The sequence below is a fragment of the Microvirgula curvata genome (genome assembly GCF_054781615.1).
On record NZ_BAAGUB010000019.1, the window covers coordinates 27,449 to 49,858 of the forward strand.

At 63.2% G+C, this 22,410-nt stretch carries 20 protein-coding genes; 18 read left to right on the forward strand and 2 right to left on the reverse strand.

Annotation, left to right across the window (positions count from 1 at the left end):
• Positions 1–22 precede the first annotated feature (22 nt).
• The 12 genes from ACYVG8_RS09670 (at position 23) to gdhA (ending at position 11,834) form a co-directional block, all read left to right on the forward strand.
• Positions 23–829, forward strand: a complete 807-nt coding sequence (locus ACYVG8_RS09670; RefSeq protein WP_028500145.1) for a basic amino acid ABC transporter substrate-binding protein — start codon at positions 23–25, stop codon at positions 827–829.
• 78 nt (positions 830–907) lie between these two features.
• Positions 908–1,651 carry an amino acid ABC transporter permease gene (locus ACYVG8_RS09675; RefSeq protein WP_028500146.1) on the forward strand — a complete coding sequence of 248 codons (744 nt, stop codon included), beginning with the start codon at positions 908–910 and terminating at the stop codon, positions 1,649–1,651.
• Positions 1,652–1,872: 221 nt separating this feature from the next.
• Entirely contained in the window at positions 1,873–4,509 is a 2,637-nt protein-coding gene (gene gyrA, locus ACYVG8_RS09680; RefSeq protein ID WP_028500147.1) for a DNA gyrase subunit A, read from the forward strand.
• A complete protein-coding gene (locus tag ACYVG8_RS09685) occupies positions 4,509–4,961 on the forward strand; it encodes a PaaI family thioesterase (protein ID WP_028500148.1) in 453 nt (150 codons plus the stop codon). The genes gyrA and ACYVG8_RS09685 overlap by 1 nt, the downstream gene beginning before the upstream one ends.
• A complete protein-coding gene (locus tag ACYVG8_RS09690) occupies positions 4,958–5,395 on the forward strand; it encodes a PaaI family thioesterase (RefSeq protein WP_028500149.1) in 438 nt (145 codons plus the stop codon). The genes ACYVG8_RS09685 and ACYVG8_RS09690 overlap by 4 nt, the downstream gene beginning before the upstream one ends.
• An 89-nt stretch (positions 5,396–5,484) precedes the next feature.
• Positions 5,485–6,564 (forward strand): 3-phosphoserine/phosphohydroxythreonine transaminase, encoded by a 1,080-nt coding sequence (serC, locus tag ACYVG8_RS09695; protein WP_028500150.1) that lies wholly within the window; start codon positions 5,485–5,487, stop codon positions 6,562–6,564.
• A gap of 9 nt (positions 6,565–6,573) precedes the next feature.
• A complete protein-coding gene (locus tag ACYVG8_RS09700) occupies positions 6,574–7,161 on the forward strand; it encodes an O-methyltransferase (protein ID WP_107889887.1) in 588 nt (195 codons plus the stop codon).
• 1 nt (position 7,162) lies between these two features.
• Positions 7,163–8,233, forward strand: a complete 1,071-nt coding sequence (pheA, locus tag ACYVG8_RS09705) for a prephenate dehydratase (RefSeq protein ID WP_028500152.1) — start codon at positions 7,163–7,165, stop codon at positions 8,231–8,233.
• A gap of 48 nt (positions 8,234–8,281) precedes the next feature.
• The gene (locus ACYVG8_RS09710) at positions 8,282–8,866 is read left to right on the forward strand and encodes an LOG family protein (RefSeq protein WP_441338903.1); all 585 of its coding nucleotides are present in this window, start codon (positions 8,282–8,284) and stop codon (positions 8,864–8,866) included.
• Between the two features lie 129 nt (positions 8,867–8,995).
• Positions 8,996–9,676: an isoprenoid biosynthesis glyoxalase ElbB gene (gene elbB / locus ACYVG8_RS09715; RefSeq protein WP_460745642.1), complete on the forward strand. Its 681-nt coding sequence runs from the start codon at positions 8,996–8,998 to the stop codon at positions 9,674–9,676.
• 107 nt (positions 9,677–9,783) lie between these two features.
• Complete coding sequence (locus ACYVG8_RS09720; protein WP_028500155.1) at positions 9,784–10,311, forward strand: dihydrofolate reductase family protein; 528 nt, start codon at positions 9,784–9,786, stop codon at positions 10,309–10,311.
• A 170-nt stretch (positions 10,312–10,481) separates the two neighbouring features.
• On the forward strand, positions 10,482–11,834 hold the full coding sequence (gdhA, locus tag ACYVG8_RS09725; protein WP_460745644.1) for an NADP-specific glutamate dehydrogenase: 1,353 nt from the start codon (positions 10,482–10,484) through the stop codon (positions 11,832–11,834).
• Between the two features lie 240 nt (positions 11,835–12,074).
• Here the strand turns inward: gdhA and ACYVG8_RS09730 are convergent, their stop codons facing one another.
• Positions 12,075–12,461 carry a hypothetical protein gene (locus tag ACYVG8_RS09730; RefSeq protein ID WP_460745645.1) on the reverse strand — a complete coding sequence of 129 codons (387 nt, stop codon included), beginning with the start codon at positions 12,459–12,461 and terminating at the stop codon, positions 12,075–12,077.
• Between the two features lie 390 nt (positions 12,462–12,851).
• On the opposite strand from ACYVG8_RS09730, the gene ACYVG8_RS09735 reads away from it, so the two are divergent.
• From ACYVG8_RS09735 to ACYVG8_RS09760, 6 genes are all read left to right on the forward strand, one after another.
• Complete coding sequence (locus ACYVG8_RS09735; RefSeq protein WP_460745647.1) at positions 12,852–13,766, forward strand: DNA-3-methyladenine glycosylase family protein; 915 nt, start codon at positions 12,852–12,854, stop codon at positions 13,764–13,766.
• A gap of 85 nt (positions 13,767–13,851) precedes the next feature.
• Positions 13,852–16,059 (forward strand): TonB-dependent receptor, encoded by a 2,208-nt coding sequence (locus ACYVG8_RS09740; RefSeq protein ID WP_107889890.1) that lies wholly within the window; start codon positions 13,852–13,854, stop codon positions 16,057–16,059.
• A gap of 146 nt (positions 16,060–16,205) precedes the next feature.
• Positions 16,206–17,150, forward strand: a complete 945-nt coding sequence (gene cysD, locus ACYVG8_RS09745; protein WP_255420251.1) for a sulfate adenylyltransferase subunit CysD — start codon at positions 16,206–16,208, stop codon at positions 17,148–17,150.
• Positions 17,151–18,602 carry a sulfate adenylyltransferase subunit CysN gene (gene cysN, locus ACYVG8_RS09750; RefSeq protein ID WP_460745648.1) on the forward strand — a complete coding sequence of 484 codons (1,452 nt, stop codon included), beginning with the start codon at positions 17,151–17,153 and terminating at the stop codon, positions 18,600–18,602.
• A gap of 163 nt (positions 18,603–18,765) precedes the next feature.
• Positions 18,766–19,851: an NADH:flavin oxidoreductase/NADH oxidase gene (locus tag ACYVG8_RS09755; RefSeq protein WP_028500161.1), complete on the forward strand. Its 1,086-nt coding sequence runs from the start codon at positions 18,766–18,768 to the stop codon at positions 19,849–19,851.
• Positions 19,852–19,868: 17 nt separating this feature from the next.
• Complete coding sequence (locus tag ACYVG8_RS09760; RefSeq protein ID WP_460745649.1) at positions 19,869–21,098, forward strand: MFS transporter; 1,230 nt, start codon at positions 19,869–19,871, stop codon at positions 21,096–21,098.
• Positions 21,099–21,114: 16 nt separating this feature from the next.
• Here ACYVG8_RS09760 and ACYVG8_RS09765 read toward each other — a convergent pair.
• On the reverse strand, positions 21,115–22,410 hold a 1,296-nt coding region (locus tag ACYVG8_RS09765; protein ID WP_460745651.1), incomplete at its 5' end, for an RHS repeat-associated core domain-containing protein.

Sequence of the window (22,410 nt, forward strand, 5' to 3'; positions counted from 1 at the left end):
CTACCCTCAAGGGAGAGAATGCATGAAACTATCGAGAAGAAACCTGGTGCTCGGGGCGCTGCTGTCGGCATTCGTGCTGACCGGCTGCGGCAAGAAGGAAGAAGCTGCCAATGTCCAGGCGCCGACTACGCCGGCTGCCGAGGTGAAGGAATATGTGGTTGGCACTGATGCCGCCTATGCTCCTTTTGAATTTGAAAATGACCAGAAGCAGGCCGAAGGTTTCGACATCGACGTGGTCACCGCCATTGCCGACAAGGCGGGCATCAAGGTCAAGTTCATCAATACGCCGTGGGAAGGCATTTTCGCCAGCCTGAATAACGGTGACCGTGATGCGCTGGTTTCCGCCATCACCATTACCGACGAGCGCAAGGCGTCGATGGACTTCTCCGAGCCGTACTTCGAGGCACGCCAGCTGATCGTGGTCGCCAAGGATGCCAAGGTTGCCAAGTTCGGTGACCTGAAGGGCATGAAGGTGGCCGTGCAGACCGGCACTACCGGCGATGAACTGGTGCAGAAGCTGCTCGGCAAGACCAGTGCCGACATCAAGCGCTTCGAAAGCACCCCGCTGGCGCTGAAGGAACTGGAAAGCGGTGGCGTGCAGGCCGTGGTCGCCGACAACGGCGTCGTCATCAACTATCTGAAGAACAACGCCGACAAGGGCCTGATCTCGGTCGAGGACAAGGACAGCTTCCACCCCGAGTATTACGGCGTCGCCGTGAAGAAGGGCAATGCCGAGCTGCTGGGCAAGATCAACGAAGGTCTGAAGGCGATCAAGGCCGACGGCACCTACGACAAGATCTACGCCAAGTGGTTTGGCGAAAACAAGTAAGCGGACCACGCTGAAGACATGCAATACCTGCGGCGCGCGTTTACCGCGCGCCGCCGTTTTTCCGGGAGAGGGGGAATGATGGACTTCCGGTTCGCAATGATTACCGAATACGCGCCGCTGTTTATCAGCGGCCTGAAGATGACGCTGGTCATCACGCTGATTTCCGTGGTGCTGGGTACGCTCATCGGTCTGTTCATGGGCATGGCGCGGCTGGCGGAAGCGCGCCACGGCATGAGCAAATACCTGCTGCGCTTTCTGGTCAAATGGCCTGCTACCGCCTATGTCACGTTCTTCCGCGGTACGCCGCTGTTCGTGCAGATCCTGCTGATTCACTTCGCACTGATGCCGACGCTGGTCCATCCGGTCGACGGACTGATCATCAGCGGTGACCTGGCCCGGGAAATCCGCCAGAACTACGGCGCGTTCTTCTCCGGCCTGCTGGCGCTGACGCTGAATGCCGGCGCCTACATCACCGAAATCTTCCGTGCCGGCATCCAGTCGATCGACCGCGGGCAGATGGAAGCGGCCCGTTCGCTCGGCATGAGCTACGGCAAGGCGATGAAGTTCGTTATCGTGCCGCAGGCGTTCCGGCGCATGCTGCCGCCGCTCGGCAACGAGGCGATCATGCTGCTGAAGGACAGTTCGCTGGTTTCGGCCATCGGTCTGGCCGAGCTGGCATTCGCCGCCCGTACCGTGGCCGGCGTCTACTCGCGCTACTGGGAACCGTACCTGACGATTTCCTTCCTGTACCTCGGCATGACCATGCTGATGGCGTGGGGCGTGTCGTCGCTGGAAAAGAAATACCGCATCGCCGCACGCTGAGGCCCGGAAACCGGTCCGCACGCGCAGACAAAAGAACAGCCCGGCTTGCCGGGCTGTTTCCGTTTTTGCATTCAATAATGTATGTGCTGCCGGCAGGCACCGCTCTCCGGCACGATATTCCCCGCAGCAGCAGGGGGGAATATTAGCCTTTGCCGCCATGGGACAGGCGCCGCGTGGTAGAATCAGGTCCATTTTTCCGGCCAAGCGATTGCCTCGAACACATGACCGATCAACTGTTTGCCAAAGAGACGATTCCCATCAGTCTCGAAGAAGAAATGCGGCGTTCCTACCTCGATTACGCAATGAGCGTGATCGTGGGCCGCGCACTGCCCGACGTGCGGGACGGCCTGAAGCCGGTGCATCGTCGCGTGCTCTTTGCCATGCACGAACTGTCCAACGACTGGAACCGTCCGTACAAGAAATCGGCCCGTGTCGTCGGCGATGTGATCGGTAAGTATCACCCGCACGGCGACAGCGCCGTTTACGACACCATCGTGCGGATGGCTCAGAATTTCTCGCTGCGCTATCCGCTTGTGGATGGTCAGGGCAACTTCGGTTCCATCGACGGCGACAACGCGGCCGCCATGCGTTACACCGAAATCCGCATGTCGCGCATCGCGCACGAAATGCTGGCCGATATCGAGAAGGAAACCGTCGACTTCGGCCCGAACTACGACGGCAGCGAACAGGAACCGCTGGTGCTGCCGGCCCGGGTGCCGAACCTGCTGATCAACGGCAGCTCCGGCATTGCCGTCGGCATGGCCACCAACATTCCGCCGCACAACCTCAACGAGGTTATCGACGGTCTGCTGGTGCTGCTCGGCAACCCGGAGATCACGCTCGACGAGCTGATCGACATCATCCCGGCGCCGGACTTCCCGACCGCCGGCATCATCTACGGTCTGGCCGGCGTGCGCGAAGGCTACCGCACCGGTCGTGGCCGCGTGGTGATTCGCGCCCGCACCCACGTCGAGGACATCGGCAAGGGCAGCGACCGCCAGGCGCTGATCATCGACGAGCTGCCGTACCAGGTGAACAAGGCCAACCTGCTGATCAAGATCGGCGAGCTGGTGCGCGAGAAGGCCATCGAAGGCATTTCCGACCTGCGCGACGAGTCGGACAAGTCCGGCATGCGCGTGGTGATCGAGCTCAAGCGCGGCGAAATGCCGGAGATCGTTCTCAACAATCTGTACAAGCAGACCCAGTTGCAGGACAGCTTCGGCATGAACATGGTCGCACTGGTCGATGGCCAGCCGCGCCTGCTGAACCTGAAGCAGATCCTCGACGAGTTCCTGCGCCACCGCCGCGAAGTGGTGACGCGACGCACGATCTTCGAACTGCGCAAGGCACGCGAGCGGGGCCATATCCTCGAAGGGCTGGCCGTTGCGCTGTCCAATGTCGACGAGATCATCGCCCTGATCAAGGCCGCGCCGACGCCGCCGGTGGCCAAGAGCGAGCTGATGGCGCGCGAATGGCACTCGGCGCTGGTCGAGGACATGCTGTCCCGCGTCGATGTCAGCCAGGCGCGCCCGGACGGACTGCTGCCCGAGTACGGGCTGCAGAAGCAGGGCTATCGCCTGTCCGAAGTCCAGGCCCAGGCCATTCTGGAACTGCGCCTGCAGCGCCTGACCGGGCTGGAACAGGACAAGATCGTCAGCGAATACCGCGACGTGATGGACACCATCATGGACCTGCTGGACATCCTGTCGCGTCCGGAACGGGTGAACCAGATCATTGCCGAGGAACTGGCCCAGATCAAGACCCAGTATGGCGACGCCCGCCGCTCGGAAATCGAGCAGTACGGCGGCGACATCAATATCGAAGACCTGATCACGCCGCAGGACATGGTGGTCACGCTGTCGCATGGCGGCTACATGAAGGCGCAGCCGGTCGCCGACTACCAGGCCCAGCGCCGTGGCGGTCGCGGCAAGCTGGCGGCAGGGACCAAGGAAGAAGATTTCATCGACAACCTGTTTGTCGCCAATACCCACGACTACCTGCTCTGTTTCTCGAGCTTTGGTCGCATGTACTGGATCAAGGTCTACGAACTGCCACAGGGCAGCCGCAACAGCCGTGGCAAGCCGATCGTGAATCTGCTGCCGCTGGCCGATGGCGAGAAACTCAATGCCATCCTGCCGGTCAAGGCCTTCAGCGACAGCGAATACGTGTTCATGGCGACCAGCCGTGGCACGGTCAAGAAGACGCCGCTGTCCGACTTCTCCCGTCCGCGCACCGCCGGCATCATCGCCGTCGATCTGGACGAGGGTGACCACCTGATCGGTGTCGCCGTGACCAGCGGCAGCAGTCAGGTCATGCTGTTCTCCGACGCCGGCAAGGCCGTGCGCTTCGACGAGGGCGACGTGCGCGCAATGGGCCGTACCGCCCGTGGCGTGCGCGGCATGGACCTGGCCGACGGCCAGCAGGTGATCGGCATGCTGGTCAGCAACGACGAAACGCTGCAGGTGCTGACCGCCACCGCCAACGGCTACGGCAAGCGCACGCCGATCGGCGACTACCGCAAGTCGCGGCGCGGCACCCAGGGCGTCATCGCCATCGATACCGGCGAGCGCAATGGCAAGCTGGTCGCCGTGGCGCTGGTCGAGGAGCAGGACGAGCTGATGCTGATGACGACCGGCGGCGTGCTGATCCGCACCCGCGTGTCCGAAGTCCGCGAAACCGGCCGGACCGCCCAGGGTGTGCGCCTGATCAATCTCGACGAGGGTGAACACCTGATCAGCCTGGAAAAGGTGGCCGAGAGCGACGAGGACCTGCCGGTCGACGACGACGCCATCGACGGCGCTGAAGCCGTGGACGGCGAGCCGGCTGCAGGTGAAACCGGCGAAGGCGAGGGCGCCTGATGAGCCCGGCGCTGTTCGAGCAGATGCAGAATTGGTTCGTCAGCATGCCGCATTGCGCGACACTCGGCATGCGGCCGGCCGGCCTCGACGAGGGCCGGCCGACGCTGGCCATCGACTGGCGCGACGAACTGGTCGGCAACCCGGTGACCGGTGTGCTGCACGGCGGCGCCATCACCAGCCTGATCGACACCACCAGTGGTCTGGCGCTGTTTGCCCGGCTCGACCAGCCCGAGGCCATCGCCACGCTGGACCTGCGCATCGACTACCTGCGCCCGGCCACGCCGGGCCAGCCGGTGTTCTGCCGTGCCGAGTGCTACAAGCTTGGCCGGCAGATCGCCTTTACCCGCGCGCTGTGCCACCAGGGCGATCCGGCCGACCCGATTGCCCATGGCGTCGCGACCTTCATGCGCGACTCCAGTCCGGCGGTGCTTGGCGGGGGGACGACATCATGAAATCCTATATGCAACGCTTCCAGGCGCTGCGCGATGCCGGCGATTTCGCCGGCATTATCGACAGCATCCCGTATGCGCGCCTGCTGGGTGTCGAGTTTGCCGAGGAGAGCGACGGTCGCCTGCTGTTCACCCTGCCGTTCCGCCAGGCCAGCATCGGCAACCCGATCCTGCCGGCGCTGCACGGCGGCGTGATTGGCGGCTTCATGGAAAACGCCGCGCTGATCCAGCTGATGTGGGTCCGCGAATCCGGCGAACCGCCGAAGACCATCGATTTTTCGCTCGATTACCTGCGTTCCGGCAAGCCGGACACGCTGCATGCCCGCTGCGAGTTCACCCGTCAGGGCAAGCGTATCGCCAACATGCAGATCACCGCCTGGCAGGACGATGAAAACAAGCCGGTCGCCGTGGCCCGCGCACACTTCCTGCTGAACTAGAATCAACCGGCGCGAAGGACACGCAAACGATGTCCGCACGCTCCCTGCACTGAGTCCCGCGCAGGTCATCGCGGGAGAGAAGAGGACCCATGAGCATCTACAACTTTTCCGCCGGCCCCGCCGTGCTGCCGCAGGACGTGCTGATCGAAGCCGCCCGCGAAATGACCGACTGGCATGGCTCCGGCATGTCGGTGATGGAAATGAGCCATCGCGGGCGCGAGTTCATGTCGATCGCCGCCGATGCCGAAGCCGATCTGCGCGAGCTGCTGGCCATCCCGTCGAACTACAAGGTGCTGTTCCTGCAGGGCGGGGGCCACAGCCAGTTTTCGATGGTGCCGCTGAACCTGCTTGGCGACCGGAAGTCGATCGACTTCGTCGTTACCGGCCACTGGGGCAAGCTGGCGCTGAAGGAAGCCCACCGCTTTGCCGAAGTGAACGTCGCTGCCAGCGGCGAGGACAGCCAGTTCACCACCATCCCGCCGCAGTCCGGCTGGAAGCGTGACCCCGGCGCCGCCTATCTGCATTACGTCAGCAATGAAACCATCGGCGGCGTGCAGTTCCCGTATATCCCCGAATCCGACGTGCCGCTGGTTTGCGACATGTCCAGCGACTTCCTGTCCCGTCCGGTCGACGTCAGCCGCTTCGGCCTGATTTTCGCCGGTGCGCAGAAGAACGTCGGCCCGGCCGGCCTGACCCTGGTCATCATCCGCGAAGACCTGCTCGGCCATGTCCGTCCCGGCACGCCGACCATGTTCGACTACCGGGTTCACGCCGATGCCGACTCGATGTACAACACCCCGCCGACCTACGCCATCTACATGGCCGGGCTGGTGTTCAAGTGGCTGAAGGCGCAGGGCGGGCTGAAAGGCATTGCCGCGCGCAATGCCGAGAAGGCCGCGCTGCTGTACCAGGCCATCGACGCCAGCAACGGCTTCTACCGCTGCCCGGTCGACAAGCCGTACCGCTCGCAGATGAACGTGCCGTTCCGCCTGCCGAGCGAGGCACTGGAAGCGCAGTTTGTCGAAAGCGCCGCCGCAGCCGGTCTGGTGCAGCTGAAGGGCCACCGTTCGGTCGGCGGCATGCGTGCGTCGATCTACAACGCCATGCCGCTGGAAGGCGTGCGGACGCTGGTGCGCTTCATGAACGATTTCGCCCGCAACAACGGCTGAGCGCAGCACATGCTGACCGAATCCCTGCTGCGGCAGCTGGACAGCCTGTACCACGAAGGCGTGGCGCACGACGCCGGCACCGGCGTGCGCCGCGAACGCCGGCTGAACATCACGCCGGACACCGGGCGCTTCCTGTACCAGCTGGTCCGCTTCGGCAATGCGCGCCGAATTCTCGAAGTCGGTACCTCGAACGGCTATTCGACGCTGTGGCTGGCCGCAGCGGCTGACGATATCGACGGCCGCGTGATCAGCCTCGACATCGAGGCCGACAAGCAGACCGCGGCCAGCGCCCAGCTGGCCGCCGCCGGGCTTGACCACTGCGTCACCCTGTTCCGCGTCGACGCTTCGGCGTGGATCGCCGCCGCACCGGACGACGCCTTTGACCTCCTGTTCCTCGACGCCGACCGCAGCCGCTATGCCGGTGACTGGCCGCACTTGCAGCGCCTGCTGCGCCGCGGCGGTCTGATTGTGGTCGACAACGCCATTTCCCACGCCGCCGAATGTGCCGGCTTTCTCGACCTGGTCGCCGCCACGCCCGGCTACGTGGTCGAAACGCTGGCGCTCGGCAAGGGTGAATGCCTGATATTGAAAGCCTGATGTGTCAGACGAATTGCTCAAGCAACACCGCCATGCGATCGACGATATCGACGCACAAGTCCTCGAACTGCTGAACCAGCGCGCCGGCCACGCCCGCGCCATCGGCGAGATCAAGGGGGGCGGCATCATCTACCGGCCCGAGCGCGAAGCCGAAGTGCTGCGCCGGGTCAAGGAACGCAATCCGGGCCCGCTGCCCGGCGAGTCGGTGGCACGCCTGTTCCGCGAGATCATGAGCGAATGCCTTGCGCTGGAAAAACCGCTGTCGATCGCCTTTCTCGGCCCGGAAGGTACCTTCACCCAGGCGGCGGCGGTCAAGCATTTCGGTCATGCTGCCCACACCATTGCCTGCGCATCGATCGACGAGGCGTTTCGCGCCGTCGAATCGCGGACCTGTGACTACGTGGTCGCGCCGGTCGAGAACTCGACCGAAGGCGCCGTCGGCCGCACGCTGGACCTGATGGTCAGCAGCCCGCTGAAAGTCTGCGGCGAGGTCATTCTGCGCATCCATCACCACCTGCTGCGCCAGCGCGCCGACGCCCCGCCGCCGCGCAAGGTGTATTCGCACGCCCAGTCGCTGGCGCAGTGCCATGAATGGCTGAACCGTCACCTGCCCGATGTCGAGCGCGTGTCGGTGGCCAGCAATGCCGAAGCCGCCCGGCTCGCGTCCGAGGACGACACCGTTGCCGCCATTGCCGGCGAGGCCGCCGCCGAACGCTTCCAGCTGGTCCGCATCGCCGGCAGCATCGAGGACGAGCCGAACAATACCACCCGCTTCCTGGTGCTCGGCCATCAGGAATGCGTGCCGACCGGGCATGACAAGACCAGCATCGTCTGCTCGGCACAGAACCGCCCGGGCGCAGTGCACAGCCTGCTGGCGCCGATTGCCCAGGCCGGTGTCAGCATGACCAAATTCGAGTCGCGGCCGTCGCGCACCGGTCTGTGGGAATACGTGTTCTTCATCGACATGGAAGGCCACCCGGACGACAGCCACGTCACCGCCGCCCTGAACGAGCTGAGACGCTGCGCGGCCTTCGTCAAGGTGCTTGGCGCCTATCCCACTGCGGTACTGTAACGATTCGACCGGGCGGGGCCGTCCCGCCACGACAACCTTGCTGGATGGATGATGAAAAGCATTTGCGTATTTTGTGGTTCGAACTTCGGCGACAAGCCGGACTATGAACTGGGCGCCATCGCGCTGGGCCAGTTGCTGGCCCGCCGCGGGATCACGCTGGTGTACGGCGGCGGCAAGGTTGGCCTGATGGGCACCGTCGCCGACGCCACCCTGGCCGCCGGCGGCAAGGTCATCGGCGTGATTCCCGAATTCCTGCGGCTGAAGGAACTCGACCACCCGGGGCTCAGCGAGCTGCATGTGGTCGCGTCGATGCACGAACGCAAGGCGATGATGGCCGAGCTGTCCGACGGCTTTATCGCCATGCCGGGCGGCTATGGCACCTATGAGGAACTGCTGGAAGTGCTGTCGTGGTCGCAGCTCGGCATGCATCACAAGCCGGTTGGCCTGCTCGATGTGGCCGGTTTCTACACCCCGTTCCTGACCATGATGCGGCATACCGTCGAACAGGGTTTCGCCCGCGAGCAGAACCTCGACCTGATGGTGTCCGCCGCGACGCCGGACGCGCTGCTGGAACGCATGGCCGGCTGGGCGCCGGTGGCGGTCAGCAAGTGGCTGGACAAGCGGGCGATCTGACTGCGTGCATTTTTGGGCACAATGGCATGAGTGGCGCCGGTCGCTGCCCGGCGGGTTGATACACTGAAGGGTACGGCAGTCAGCCTGATCGGCTCTGCCAGTTTCCGCCTTTCAAATTCAGGAGCTTGTATGTCGAATCCGCTTCCCGTTGCTGTGGTCCTGTCCGGCTGCGGCGTCAATGACGGCACCGAGATTACCGAGGCGGTCGCGCTGATCATCGCGCTGTCCGAAGCCGGTCTTCCGTATGCATTCCATGCACCGGATCGCGAACAGGCGGTGACCGACCACCTCAGCGGCGACACCGCCGCGGGCACGCGCAGCATCCTGGCCGAGTCGGCCCGCATTGCCCGGGGCGACATCGCGCCGCTGGATGCGCTGCAGATCGACAAGGTCTCCGCCCTGGCTTTCCCCGGCGGTTTCGGCGCGGCCAGAAACCTGACCACTTTCGCCACTGATGGCGAGCAGGCGCAGCTGTATCCCGACGTCGCCCGGGTGATGCGCGACGCGCTGGCGGCCGGTACACCGGTGCTGGCAATGTGCGCCGCGCCGCTGGTGCTCGGCCTGGCTGCCCGCGATGCCGGCCTGCGCGATGTCGACCTCACCGTCGGCGCCACGACCGGCAATCCGCTGGCGGCGGCGCTGGCCGCCTGGGGGCAGCATCCTGTCGACCGGCCGGTCGATGGCGTCTGCGTCGACAGCGCGCGCCGCCTGATCAGCGTGCCGGCCTATATGTGCGCCGGAGCCAATCCGGCCAGCATTTACGCCGCAGCCCGTGCCGCGGTGTCTGCACTGACGGCACTGGCCCGCTAGCCGCGCCCTCGCGGCTCCCGGCACGACGGCCTCCTGCTCCTGCACGAGGCCGCGTTTTCGCCCGGCCGTGCCACCCCGATTTTTCTTGTTGCATCTGGAGAAGCGCCATGAACAGACCCAGAGTCAGTGTGTTTCTGGGCGTCAGCCTTGATGGTTATATCGCTGGAGAATCCGACGACCTGTCATGGCTGTCCATCGTCCAGACCGATCCGCCGGAGGACACCGGCTACGAGGCGCTGATGCGCGAGGTCGATGTGCTGGTCCTGGGCCGGAACACGTATGAGAAAGTCCTGACCTTTGGCGACTGGCCGTACCACGGCAAGCGGGTCATCGTGCTGACCCACCATGCACTGTATCCGCGCCATGGCGAAGAAGCCCATGGCGGCGATCTGTGCGCGCTGCTCGCCGAACTCGGAGCAGCGGGCCATGCCCATGTGTATCTGGATGGCGGCATGGCCGTGCGCGACGGGCTGGCCGCCGGTGTGGTCGATACGCTGACCCTCAGCTGGGTGCCGGTCATCCTCGGTCAGGGAACCGCCCTGTTCGGTGTCGGGATGCCGACAAGCAAATGGCGGCTGGTCTCGTCCCGCGCCTTTCCCAGCGGCCTGGTCCAGGCACGCTATCAACCGGTCTGAAAGGCAGGTTCCGCGCACTTTTAATGCCAAAAGGATTGACAAAACACGGCGAAATGCCCGATATGAATTCCTTGCCGGTTAATATTGCGATGCAAGGCGGACACCGCTACGCCTGCATCCACACACAATAACAACATCATTCAATACAACCCCTACAAGGAAAATCAGTCATGGCGTACGTAGCCGAAACCATTGCCGCATTGCAGCACAGCAGTCCGGCGCAACGGGAGTTCTATCAGGCTTGCGAGGAAGTGCTGCTGTCGCTGCAACCTCTGCTGGATACCGATCCGAAATACCGCCGCCACAATATCGTGTCGCGCATCGTCGAGCCGGAACGGCAGATCATGTTCCGCGTCGCCTGGGTCGACGACCGTGGCGAAGTGCAGGTCAACAAGGGCTACCGGATCGAGTTCAACTCGGCCATCGGCCCGTACAAGGGCGGCTTGCGCTTCCACCCGAGCGTGAATGCCGGCGTGATCAAGTTCCTCGGCTTCGAGCAGATCTTCAAGAACTCGCTGACCGGGCTGGCCATCGGTGGCGGCAAGGGCGGGGCCAACTTCGATCCGAAGGGCAAGTCCGACAATGAGATCATGCGCTTCTGCCAGGCGTTCATGAGCGAGCTGTACCGCCATATCGGCCCGACCATCGACGTGCCGGCCGGCGACATCGGCGTTGGCGCGCGCGAAATCGGCTACCTGTTCGGCCAGTACAAGCGCCTGACCGGCCGCTACGAAGGCGTGCTGACCGGCAAGGGACTGAACTGGGGCGGGTCGCTGGCGCGCAAGGAAGCCACCGGCTATGGCACGGTGTACTTCGCCGGTCAGATGCTGGCCGATGCCGGGCAGACGCTGGAAGGCAAAACCTGCGTCGTCTCCGGCGCCGGCAATGTGGCCATCTACACCATCGAGAAACTGCAGGCCTGTGGTGCCCGACCGGTCACTGCCAGTGATTCGACCGGCTTTGTCCACGACCCGGCCGGTATCGATCTCGCCCTGCTGAAACAGGTCAAGGAAGTCGAACACGCATCGCTGGCCCGCTATGCCGAGCAGCGCGGCGGAGTGCGCTTCGTGCCGGTGAGCGACTATGCGCCGGGCCGCAATGCGGTCTGGTCGGTACCGTGTGACGCCGCTTTCCCGTGCGCGACGCAGAACGAACTGAACGGTGACGATGCGACGCAACTGCTGAACAACGGCTGCAAGCTGGTCGCCGAAGGCGCCAATATGCCGTCCACCCAGGAAGCCGTCAGCCGCTTTCTCGACGCCGGCATCCTGTACGGCCCGGGCAAGGCGGCCAATGCCGGCGGCGTGGCCACCAGCCAGCTGGAAATGAGCCAGAACGCGTCGATGCAGCAGTGGAGCTTCGAGCAGGTCGACGCCCGGCTGCACGAGATCATGACCGGCATCTACCGCCAGGCCAGCGAGACCGCCCGCGAGTTTGGCGAACCGCACAACCTGGTGCTCGGCGCCAATATCGCCGGCTTCCGCAAGGTGGCCGACGCGATGATCGAGCAGGGCGTGGTGTAAGGGGCAGGGGAGGAAAGCAGGCGGCTTTGCCGCCGCCTGCTTTTGCTACTATGGGAATGAACGGAAAATTAATAGTTCTACTACTTGTTTAGTTTGCCGCCTGGGCGCGTTGGTAAAAGAATTATTGATGACAGCCATTTCGGCTTGTATCGGCAACACTGCTAGAAATCCCCCTCGTTCAAAAACAAATTTTGTAGAGCATTGCCTTTTTTCCAATATTAAATAGCCATTCTCAATGGCTTATATGTACTTGGTTAAAAAATATGGAGAGTTTAAAATAATTGGCGGCGGGTTTTTTAGAGAAAGTTTATCAAATTTTGCACCGTGATTTAATTCAAATTCTATCTCTTGGAAGCAATCAATCTCGCTTTCTCTATTACGGAGTAATACATATGCAAAGACCCCCGCCCCAATTTCTTCCTGTACTTTCAATAAAAATTCGCAACCAGCATCAGTTAGAACACTATAGCTTTTCCCTCTATTTGTTATCCCTGTGGCCCCTTCATGAAGTCTGAAATATCCGTAATAATTGTTTATTTTTGGCAATCCTGAAAAACCTCCATATGTTCTACTGGATTTCAATGCCATAGAAGGCGTTTTAGACAGGATAAAATATCCGTAAGACATCTTTCATCCATTAATTTGCTATTTATTCGATGGAGTGCCTACCAATTGCTGGCAGGCACTTGTTTGACAATTGTTATTAATTATTAGCGTGATCTTCCGTGCCGCACATATGCTCCATTCCGTGAAGACGTATGGTAGTGAGTATAAAAATTTACAGTAGCGGTTAATCATCTCAAAGATCAAGCTGGCAGCAAGAGCTGTTGCAAAGCTGGCCTCAGCTATATGATGTAACTGCTCGGCGCCAATATCGCCGGCTTCCGCAAGGTGGCCGACGCGATGATCGAGCAGGGCGTGGTGTAAGGTTGCGGGTCAACCGGATTCGGGCGCAGGATCCGGGATGACAGACCACACGGCAGACTCATACCCTGCCGTGTTTTTCGTGGAGCATGCATGCCGACCGACCCCACCACCACTTTCCGCTGCCACCTTGATCTGCCGGCCGGTTTTCGCCGCGGCGACCTGCTGGCCTTTCATCGTCGTGATCCGCAACAGCAGGCCGAACAGGTCGATGACACCTCGCTGCGCAAGGGATTGATGTGGGACGGGTTGCCGGCCTGTCTGACGCTGCAGATTGCCGCACACGCTGCGGAAGCGACGCTGGAGATCGACGGCGAGCCGGCCACGGACGGAACGGCCGCGCTGACGGCGATGGTGAGGCGCATGCTCGGTCTGACCCAGCCGGTCGAGCAGTTTGAACAGTGCTACCGCGACCACCCGCAGCTCGGTGCGCTGATCCGGCATCATCCGGGGTTGCGGGTTCCGCTCAGCGCCACGCCGTTCGAGGCGCTGGCCTGGGCGATCACCGGCCAGCAGATCAGTGTCGGGGCGGCGATCTCGGTCCGTCGCCGCTTTATCCAGACCGCCGGTATCGCGCACCGCAGCGGCCTGTTCTGCCACCCGGACCCGCGCCGGGTCGCCGCCCTCGATGAAGACCGGCTGCGCCAGGCCGGGCTGTCGCGTGGCAAGGCGCAGACCCTGCTGGCGCTGAGCCAGTGCGTGATCGACGGACAGCTGCCGCTGGATGACTGGCTCGGAGCGCCACCGGTCGATGACATCCGTGCCCGGCTGCTGCAGGTGCGCGGCATCGGCCCGTGGACGGTCAGCTATGGGCTGCTGCGCGGATACGGCTGGCTGGATGGTTCGCTGCATGGTGATGTCGCCGTCCGGCGCAATCTGCAGCGGCTGCTCGGGCGCGACGACAAGCCGGACGCCGCCGAGACCGAACGCTGGCTGGCCGGCTTTTCGCCATGGCGGGCGCTGGTCGCCGCCCACTTGTGGGCCATGCAGGCGGCAGACGGCTATTGACGGCCGGTTGCGGGCAACGAGTCATGGACAGCGCAAATGAAATTGATAATAATTATCGTTTCATTAATTTACCTGAACGCAGTCCATGTCCCTGCCGCGACGATTCCGTCTGTCCCCCTTGCTGCTCGCCACCGTTTCCCCCTTGTTGCTGACCGCCGCCGCCCGTGCCCAGACCGGGGACGCCGACGCGCCATCCACCGCCACCCTGCCGACAGTCACCATCGACGCCAGTGCCGATGCTTCGGCTGGCGGGCTCAGCAAACCGTATGCCGGCGGGCAGGTCGCCCGGGGCGGTCGGGTCGGTTTTCTCGGCACCCGGGACGATCTCGAGACCCCGTTCAGCATGACCAGCTATACCAGCAAGCTGATCCAGGATCGCCAGGCGCGCAGTGTCGGCGACGTGCTGCTCAATGACCCGGGGGTGAGGGTCGCGCGCGGCTTCGGCAATTTCCAGGAGTCGTATTTCATTCGCGGCTTCGTTCTCGGTTCGGACGATGTCGCCTACAACGGCCTGTACGGACTGCTGCCGCGCCAGTATGTGTCGGCCGAGCTGTTCGAGCGGGTCGAAGTGCTGCGCGGCGCCAACGCCTTTCTGAACGGCGCCACGCCGGGCAACGGCGGCATCGGCGGCGCTATCAACCTGCTGCCGAAACGCGCGCCGGCCGATGACCTGAACCGGGTCACACTGGGCGCATCCAGTGGCGGGTTGGGCCATGGGGCGATCGACCTCTCGCGCCGCTTCGGTCCCGACGGCCGGGCCGGCGTGCGCCTGAACGCCGTGCGGCGCGAAGGCGGTACCGGTGTCGACAACGAGAACGTCGACCTGGGCATGGTGTCGGTCGGTCTTGACTGGCGGGATACCGATCTGCGCCTGTCGGCCGATATCGGTCACCAGGAATACGCGCTGACCGGTGGCCGGCCGAACGTCACGCTGGCGGCCAGCGCCACCCGGGTGCCGGATGCGCCGGACAGCCGCCGCAACTATGCCCAGCCATGGAGCTATTCGCGGGAGCGCGACACCTTTGGCACCGTGCGCGGCGAGTACGATCTCGCCCCGAAGCTGACCGCCTGGGCCGCGTTCGGCCTGCGCGAAACCCACGAGGCCAACTCGCTGGCCAATCTGACCGTGAGCAATGCCAATACGGGCGCGGCGACGACCTATCGTGCCGACAATCGTCGCGACGACTCGGTGAAGAGCGGGGAGGCCGGGCTGCGCGGTTCGCTGCAGACCGGCAGTATCGGACACGAACTGGTTGCGGCCGCCTCGATGTATTCGCTGCAGGCGAAAAATGCCTATGCGTGGAGCAATTTTGCCTCCCCGCTGGCCACCAGTCTGTACCACCCGGTGGTGCTCGACGAACCGGCGGCGACCTATCTGGTCGGCGGCCGGCTCGACTCGCCGCTGACCACGCGCCGCGACCGGCTGACCAGCATCGCCGTATCCGACACGCTGTCGATGTTCGACGACAGCGTGCGGCTGACGCTCGGCGCACGCAAGCAGAGCATCGATACCCGTACCTACAGCTACAACACCGGGGCGCAGCAGACCCACTATGACAAGAGCCGGGTGACGCCGGCCGCCGGGCTGGTGATCAGGCTGCGCCCGGCGCTGTCGCTGTATGCGAACTATATCGAGGCGCTGGTGCAGGGCGACACGGCCGGCAGCAATGCGGTCAATGCTGGCGAGACCTTTGCCCCCTATGTGTCGCGGCAGAAGGAAATCGGCGTCAAATACGACGCGGGCAGGATTGGCGGCACGCTGGCGCTGTTTGCCACCAGCAAGCCGTCCGGCTATCTGGACCCGGTGACCCGCTACTATGGCGTCGAGGGCAAGGACCGTCATCGCGGCATCGAACTGACGGTGCATGGCGAGGCGATGCCGGGCCTGCGCCTGCTCGGCGGCCTGACCGTGCTCGATGCGGAGCAGCAGCAGACGGCAGGCGGCAGCAATGACGGCAACAAGGTCATTGGCGTGCCCGGCATCCAGGGCAGTGTCGGCGCCGAGTGGGATGTGCCATGGCTGGCCGGGCTGGCGCTGGATGCGCGCCTGATCGCCACCGGCCACAGCTATGCCAATGCCGCCAACACGCTGCGGGCGCCGGGCTGGTCGCGGCTGGACATCGGCGCGCGCTACCTGACCGAGATCGGCGGCAAGCTGGTGACCTGGCGGGCCCGGGTCGACAATGTGGCCAACCGCGATTACTGGAGCTCGGTCGGTGGCTATCCGGGTAATGGCTATCTGGTTCAGGGTGCGCCGCGCACCTTCAGCGCCACGGCCACGGTCGATTTCTGAGCGCAGGCAATGGACAGCAGCGGGCACTGACGACAGTGCCCGCTTTCTCATATCCATATTCCAAGACAGACTAAATGTTTCAATCCATATATTGTTATGGCTAAATGGATTAGCGCGCGAACGCCAGCGCCGGTACATTGCGAACTATCGTTTCGCGATTACAGAACAGGCGCAACATGCATCTCTCCGAGCACCGGCTCACGCATCTGAAGCAACTTGAAGCGGAAGCCATCCATATCATCCGGGAAGTGGCTGCGGAATTCGACAATCCGGTCATGCTGTATTCGATCGGCAAGGACTCGGCCGTGATGCTGCATCTGGCGGCCAAGGCCTTCTATCCCGGCAAGCTGCCGTTCCCGTTGCTGCATGTCGACACAACGTGGAAATTCCACGACATGATCACCTTCCGCGACAAGATGGCGGAACGCTACGGCTTCAAGCTGCTGGTACACACCAATGCCGAAGGGCTGGCGCAGGGCGTCACGCCGTTTACGCATGGCAGCGCGCGCTATACCGACGTGATGAAAACCGATGCCCTGAAGCAGGCGCTGAGCCAGTACGGCTTCGACGCAGCCTTTGGTGGCGCCCGTCGCGACGAAGAAAAGTCGCGTGCCAAGGAGCGGGTGTATTCGTTCCGTGACAAGAACCACCGCTGGGACCCGAAGAACCAGCGGCCGGAACTGTGGAACCTCTACAACAGCCGCCACAATCCGGGCGAATCGATCCGCGTGTTCCCGCTGTCAAACTGGACCGAGCTCGACATCTGGCAATACATCTACCTGGAAAACATCGACATCGTTCCGCTGTACTACGCAGCAAAACGACCGGTGGTCGAGCGCGACGGCATGCTGATCATGGTCGACGACGACCGCCTGCCGCTGAATCCGGGTGAAACCCCCGAGTGGCGTTCGGTGCGCTTCCGTACCCTTGGCTGTTACCCGCTGACCGGTGCGGTCGAATCCACCGCCGCGACGCTGCCGGAGATCATCCAGGAAATGCTGCTGACGCGGACCAGCGAACGCCAGGGCCGGGCCATCGACCACGACCAGTCCGGCTCGATGGAAAAGAAAAAAATCGAAGGGTATTTCTGAATGGCGCACCAATCCGAACTCATCGCCCACGATATCGGCGGCTACCTGAAGCAGCACGAGAACAAGGACCTGTTGCGCTTCATTACCTGCGGCAACGTCGATGACGGCAAATCCACGCTGATCGGTCGGCTGCTGCACGATTCCAAACTGATTTTCGAGGACCATCTGGCGGCCATTGCCCGCGACTCGAAAAAGTACAACACCACCGACGGTGAAATCGACCTGGCGCTGCTGGTCGACGGGCTGCAGGCCGAGCGCGAGCAGGGCATCACCATCGATGTCGCCTACCGCTACTTCAGCACCGACAAGCGCAAGTTCATCATCGCCGACTGCCCGGGACACGAGCAGTACACCCGCAATATGGCCACCGGTGCCTCGACCAGCGATCTGGCCATTATCCTTATCGATGCCCGCTACGGCGTGCAGACCCAGACCCGCCGGCACAGCTTTATCGTCAGCCTGCTTGGCTTGCGCCATGTGATCGTCGCGGTGAACAAGATGGACCTGCTCGATTTTGACCAGCAGGTGTTCAACGACATTCGCGATGGCTACCTCGCCTTTGCCGGCCAGCTCGACATTCCCGACATCCGCTTCGTGCCGATCTCGGCGCTGCGTGGCGACAATGTCGTTACTGCCAGCGAACACACGCCGTGGTACGACGGTCCGACCCTGATGTCGCTGCTAGACAGCGTCGACGTCGGCGACCGTGCCGCACAGAGCGCCTTCCGGCTGCCGGTGCAGTACGTGAACCGGCCGAACCTGGATTTCCGTGGCTTCTGCGGCACGATCGCCTCGGGTGAAATCCGCCCCGGCGACGCGATCACTGCGCTGCCGTCCGGACGCCGGAGCCGGGTTGCACGCATCGTGACCGCGGACGGTGATCTCGATGTTGCCTTCGCCGGTCAGGCAATCACGCTGACGCTGGCGGACGAGATCGACATCTCGCGCGGCGACATGATCGTTCACGACGGTGAAGCGCTGCCGCAGGTTGCGGCCGCCTTCGACGCGTCGCTGGTCTGGATGGATGCCACGCCGCTGAGCCCGGGCAAGGGTTATGTGTTCAAACTGGGCGGCAAGCAGGTGGCCGGCCGGGTGGCGGCGATCCACAAGCGGATCGATGTCAACACCATGCAGCCGCATCCGGCCGATCTGCTGCAGCTGAACGAGATCGCCCGCGTGCGCATCGAGCTGGACGCACCGGTTGCGTTCGACCTGTATGCAGAGTGCCGCGCCACTGGCAGCCTGATCGTCATCGACCGCCTCAGCAATACCACGGTCGCAGCCGGCATGATCCGTGCTGCGGTGAGGGCAGGCGGGGACGGTCAGCCGCGCACGGCGGAGCAGGAGCTCGCACACTACCGGGCTTTCGAGCAGGAGCTCAATGCGCTGGTCCGGCGTTACTTCCCGCACTGGGAGGCAAAGGACATCGCCAGCCTGCTGTCCGGGAAGTAATCCCCCGACTCCTCCCACGCACAAGCCGGCCGTCTGGCCGGTTTGTGCGTGGGGCAGACTGCGCGCGGCCTTGCCTGCTGCTGCTTTCCGTCAAATTAGCTGACCGGTCCGGCCACTTTGGTCCTACACTTTGACGCTAATATTTCATTGATTCGCCGACACCATGGCTCATCTGTTCACTCCGTTTTCGCTGCGTGACGTCACGTTTGCCAACCGCATCGGCGTCTCGCCGATGTGTCAGTACTCAGCCTGTGACGGGCTGGCCAACGACTGGCACCTGGTTCATCTGGGTGGACTGGCACGGGGCGGGGCCGGGCTGGTGATGAGCGAGGCGGTCGCGGTGTCACCCGGCGGACGCATCAGCCCGCAGGATCTCGGCCTGTGGAACGCCGGGCAGATTGCGCCCCTGGCGCGCATTGTCGACTTTATCGCCGGGCAGGGCAGCGTGGCCGGTATCCAGCTGGCCCACGCCGGCCGCAAGGCCAGCACCCACCGGCCCTGGGATGCGCGGCGCGGCACGATCGGCATCGAAGACGGAGGCTGGCCCACGGTGGCGCCGGCCGCTGTCGCCTTCAGCGACCATGCCACCCCGAAGGCCCTGAGCACCGGTGAGATCGGGGCCATCGTCGCCGACTTCGCCGCGGCGGCCATCCGCGCCCGCCAGGCCGGCTTCCGGGTGGTCGAAATCCATGCCGCCCATGGTTATCTGCTGCACCAGTTCCTGTCCCCGCTGAGCAATCGCCGCAGCGACGACTACGGTGGTGGCTTCGGCAATCGCACCCGGCTGACGCGGGAGGTGGTCCGTGCGGTGCGCGATGTCTGGCCGGCCTCGCTGCCGCTGTTCGTCCGCCTGTCAGCCACCGACTGGGCCGAAGGCGGCTGGACACCGGATGAATCGGTCGAACTGTCCCGGCTGCTGAAAGCCGATGGCGCCGACCTGATCGACATGTCGTCCGGCGGACTGGTGCCCCATGCCGCCATCCCGGTCGGCCCGGGCTACCAGACCGCGTTTGCCGCCGATGCCCGCCATCGCGCCGGCGTACCGGTGGCGACGGTCGGCATGATTACCTCGCCGGCACAGGCTGACCATATCGTGCGCAGCGGACAGGCCGACATGGTATGGCTGGCACGCGAACTGCTGCGCCAGCCGCACTGGCCGCTGCATGCTGCCGAGGTGCTGGGGCAGGAAGTCCCGTGGCCACCGCAATATGTGCGTGCCGCCGCAGCCGGCACCCCGATCCGCGACTGACCCCGGGCCCGCTTCCCATGACTTTCGACGACTCGACGCCATTGCGCCGGCTGCCCGACTTTGTCTCTTTCTGGCTGGCCAGACTGCTGACCACCAGCGCTTTTCAGGTGCTGTCGGTCGCGATCGGCTGGCAAGTGTATTCGCTGACCCACAATGTCTTTGACCTTGGCCTGGTCGGACTGATCCAGTTCCTGCCACGTATCGCGCTGGTGCTGGTGATCGGCCATGTCGCCGACCGCTACGACCGCCGCCGCGTGGTCGGTATCGCCCAGCTGCTGCAGGCACTGAGCGCGCTGTCGCTGGCCCATGGCGTCTTCAGCGGCGGGCTGACCCGGGAGTGGGTGTTCCTGGCCGCATTCATCATGGGGGCGGCGCGGGCGTTCGAGCAACCGACCTCGCAGGCGCTGCTGCCGATGCTGCTGCCGACGGCCGTGCTGCCACGGGCCATCGCTGCCAACGCGTCGGCCAACGAACTGGCCACCATCGTCGCCCCGGCGCTCGGCGGCTTCCTGTATGCGATCGGTCCCGGCGAAGTCTATCTGCTCGGCGGCGGCTGCTATCTGCTGGCCTGCGTGCTGAACCAGCTGCTGCGTCCGCGACCGGCCACCGCCGCGCCGGCCCAGGCCGCCAGCCTCGACACTTTTCTGGCCGGCATCCGCTTTATCCGCAGTCGGCCGGACATCCTCGGTGCCATTTCGCTGGACATGTTCGCCGTGCTGCTGGGCGGTGCCACCGCACTGCTGCCGGTGTTCGCCCGCGACATCCTGCATGCCGGCCCGATGGGGCTCGGCCTGCTGCGTTCGGCACCGGGCATCGGCGCACTGCTGATGTCGTTGTGGCTGGCGCGCCATCCGCCACGACACCGGGTCGGCAGGGTCATGTTCATGGCTGTCGCGGTATTCGGTCTGTCCACCATCGTGTTCGGCCTGTCGTCGAGTTTCCCGCTGTCGCTGGCGGCACTGGTTGTCCTTGGCGCTTCCGACATGATCAGCGTGGTCATCCGCAGCGCGTTTATCCAGCTGGAAACACCGGACGAGATGCGCGGCCGGGTCAGCGCGGTCAACATGCTGTTTATCGGCGCGTCGAATCAACTGGGGGAATTCGAGTCCGGCGCGACGGCGGCACTGGTCGGCACCGTGCCGTCGGTGGTGATCGGCGGCGCCGGCACGCTGCTGGTGGTGGTGCTGTGGATGCGGCTGTTCCCGTCGCTGGCGAAACGCGAGCAGTTGGTGACGCAAGCACATTGAGTGCTCAGCATGCCGCTTAGCAAAAAATTTCTTTTGCATCCCGTCGGCGGACAATATCGTCGCTTGCCGTAATGGAATTTGGCTTGCGCTGGGTATGGTGACTGCCAGTTGATTCCAGAAATCCGCGAATTTGCCCAAATCCGCGATATCCGGCTGTCGTTACTCTCCTGTAACCCCGTGCCTGCATTTCATAAAATAAAGATTCTGCAGCAGAAGGGCGTGTGCGCATAAACGGACTTTTCCCTTCAATAAAAACAGGCTCAAGAAGTTCGTCGCCGGACTGGCACGGCAGTAATGTGATTTGCAATGCCTGGTCAGGCAGACCGGAAAAATCAAGGCGTTCGGCCAATTCATGCATGGATAAAGTCACCGACTTCAATCCCCCACTGCTGATTTCTGCTGACCCGGCACTGCCGTGGCCAATGATTTTTAACTTGTCTCCAATTGAAATTTCACTGAATATCTCGTCATCCTGCTGATTCATCAAGGTCATGCTGTTTATGGCAAGATAGTTCCCTATGCTCATTATGGTGGATTTGATTTCCGTTTCCTTTACGCCGGCATTCAAAAGTGATTTTCTTGACAAATCTGACGTGTTGTATTTTTCAAATAAACTTTTCCCCATTGCCGCTGCGAAATCAGAGCGCCTCTTCTTTAGTTCTTCATAAAAATCCAGCTGTTCATTCCTTGAAGAAAATACAACAATGTCAGGTTTTTTGTTTACGGCATACTTCTGTGTATACAGTGCAATAGCGATGTCTACGGTATCGCGACTGAGAAAAGGAACGTATATATATCCGGAGCCCCTCAACCCACTCCGGTCACGCAACGTCAGCGGATTATTGCTGACCATGCGGAACAGATTCAGGCCATCAATGGTGCCCCCCGGATCGGGATTGATCCAGCGCCCGAGCCATGGCGCGTAATAGCGCAAACCATACGCATACAGGCCGCTGGCATCGCGCTCCTTGCCCGAATAACGCACGAATTTATAGCTGACCTCGCTGTCGCTGCGCGCGGCCCAGGCGGCAGTGCCGCCATACGGGTAATACGCTTCCCAGCTGACAACCGCGGCGGCGGCGTCCAGCTCCAGCAATGAGGAGCCGACCGGATCGGCCAGGCTGTAGCGCAGTCCGTCATTGGCGATATCGGCCGGCTGACCGAGCGTCCAGTGCAGCGCGCGAACCGACAGCCGGCCGCTGCCGTCGAGTTGCAGCAGTTGCAGGGTTTCGACCGTACTGGCGCTGCCGCCATCCGGGGTCTGCGTGGTATCGCGCAGCTCCAGCCCGGGCAGGTAGCGCACGCGCTGACT